This is a genomic window from Acidithiobacillus sulfurivorans (assembly GCF_018853815.1).
Lineage (GTDB): Bacteria > Pseudomonadota > Gammaproteobacteria > Acidithiobacillales > Acidithiobacillaceae > Acidithiobacillus > Acidithiobacillus sulfurivorans.
Genome location: NZ_JAAOMP010000015.1, coordinates 1 through 2,220, shown reverse-complemented (window position 1 = coordinate 2,220; position 2,220 = coordinate 1). Strand labels below are relative to the sequence as shown.

Genomic DNA, 2,220 nt, shown 5'->3' with positions numbered 1-2,220 from the left:
ACGCACAAGAACTTTATCAACCTGGCCTACCTGATCCTGGGCAAGCTGGATCTCAGGCTACCCACTTGAAATGACGAGGAACCAACTTTTTAAAATTTCCTGTATGGTCCGGGCATCCAATTCATCTGGTTTCTCTGAATGTTTCAATGGACTTGCGACTCCACTTGGACTAGGAAACTTGTGCCAATACCTGTTCTATTAGTAAATACTATCATGAGGAACGCAGGATGTCACCATAAGTAAATGATAATTATGTGTTATTTTAACGCCCCCAACATGCTAATTACAGGCCCTTGATTTTTCTCTGTTGATCCCACCAGTCATTTTTGCGAATGCGCTTCCAGGTAGCCGCTTTCTGCTCAGGGGTCATGGTTATCCACTGGCAAACTTCTTCAAAAGTTCGGCCGCAGGACTTACACACGTCATCCCCCAGAGCCGTAGTGCAAAACCCCAGACATGGAGAATCGGGTAGAGAGGAATTAGTTGCCATCGGCAGTGGGAGCTACGTCAGGGGCAACCAGAGCCAGAATCTGATCGCCAGCACGCGGCTCCGGCTGGTTTTGGTCACTGTTTATGACTTGCAGTTTTCCGTTTTTATCCAGAATAAATAATGCCAGAAAGCCTGTGGCAAATTGTTGCTGGTATTGTGCCCAGTCAAACTGCTCAGTCAAGCCTGTTGCTTTCAAGGTCCATCCCTTTTCCATTTTATCCAGTAAAGAACCGGCAGTGGCATCTTCACTGAAAAGATGAAGACGTCGATGCTGTCTTGCCGTGCGGTTACGGGCACTGGTTTTGCGACTGCTGCCATCGGCCAGGGTAAACACAGAACGATGACCGAACTCAGGATCATAACGCAGTGAGGCGATCAGATTACGTGCAGCATCGGTAGAGAGAGCCAGCAGATAACCAAATCCAATCAGGTTGAGTTGACGATCAGCGGCTTCTGAAACCAGGCTACCCAAAAAAGTATCCAGTCCTGCCATGCGTGCCGCCTGGATTTGCCGATATTCATCATCCACCAAAAGTGGCCGGAACCCCCATTCCTTGAGTTTTCCAGCAACGGCGATGGCAAATGCGTTGGCCCCCACAATAAGAATGCCACGAGGGTCTTTTTCAGAGACACCCAGAAGCCTTGCCATGGGACGCGCCGTAAAACTGGCCAGGAGTACGGTGACAATGATCAGCGCAAAAGTCAGAGGCACAAACAAGTGGGCCTTGGGATAGTTCAATGCTTCCAGTTGGCTGGCATATACGGGTGCTCCCGCAGCTGCGACAATTCCACGCGGAGCAATCCAGCCGGTCATGAATCTTTCTTTCCAGTTCAGTTCCTTCCCATCGTAAGCCAGCAATATTTTGACAGGTTGGGCAACCAGTTGAATGACCAGCGTGAGCAGTACGCCGGAGATAATGACTTCTTTCAAGGCGAGCAGATTCAGTCGCGCAGCGAGGAGAATGAAAAGAATGGAAATTAATAAAATGGATAGACTTTCCTTGAAATTCAGAATGTTTTCCAAAGGAATGTCACGCATGTTGGCGAGCCAGACACCCATCAGCGTAACAGCGAGCAGTCCGGATTCGTGGGCGATCTGATTGGCTGCTGCAAAAATAATAAAAACGCTTCCCAAAGCCACTACGCCATGCAGATAATCGGGAATAGCCCTTTTTCGGAGTAACCACCCCAGGCTTTGACCAGCCAAAACGCCCAATAACAGGCCCGCAGCAAGCATTTTGAGAAAAACTTCCACGGCAGAGCGGATTCCTGTGGAGCCATGATGGGCAATAATGGCTTCGAAAACCAGAACGGCCAGTAGGGCCCCAATGGGATCAATGAGGATGCTTTCCCACATTAATACATTGCTGATGCGCGAATTGGGTCTGGCTGCTCTTAACACCGGGCCAATCACAGTCGGTCCAGAAACGACCACAACTGCGCCAAAGAGGATCGCCATGGACCAGTTAAAGTCTGCAATCCAGTGAGTAGCTACCGCCAGTATCAGCCAACTGCTGATGGCTCCCAGACTGACCATTCTGCGAATAACGGAAGCAAGGCCACCTAGTTCCCGCAGGCGTAAATTCAATGCGCCTTCAAACAGAATAACTGCTACAGCCAAAGAGATGCCGGGAAATAGTAGTGGACCAAATAGCTGATCAGGATGAATCCAGCCGCTGACTGGCCCAGCGATAATACCAATACCCAGAAGAAATAAAATGGCGGGTAGT

General features: G+C 49.5%; 2 protein-coding genes. Both read right to left on the bottom strand.

Features of this window, described 5'->3' with window-relative positions:
* Window positions 1–283: 283 nt before the first annotated feature.
* Window positions 284–490 (bottom strand): DUF1289 domain-containing protein, encoded by a 207-nt coding sequence (locus tag HAP95_RS00710; protein WP_215882541.1) that lies wholly within the window; start codon window positions 488–490, stop codon window positions 284–286.
* A partial coding sequence (locus HAP95_RS00705; protein ID WP_215882540.1) for a cation:proton antiporter occupies window positions 480–2,220 on the bottom strand: 1,741 nt, incomplete at its 5' end. The genes HAP95_RS00710 and HAP95_RS00705, both read right to left, overlap by 11 nt.

Bases quoted from the DNA above. Each gene is read 5' to 3' on its own strand.
- HAP95_RS00710 (WP_215882541.1), bottom strand. From the start codon at position 490: ATGGCAACTAATTCCTCTCTACCCGATTCTCCATGTCTGGGGTTTTGC.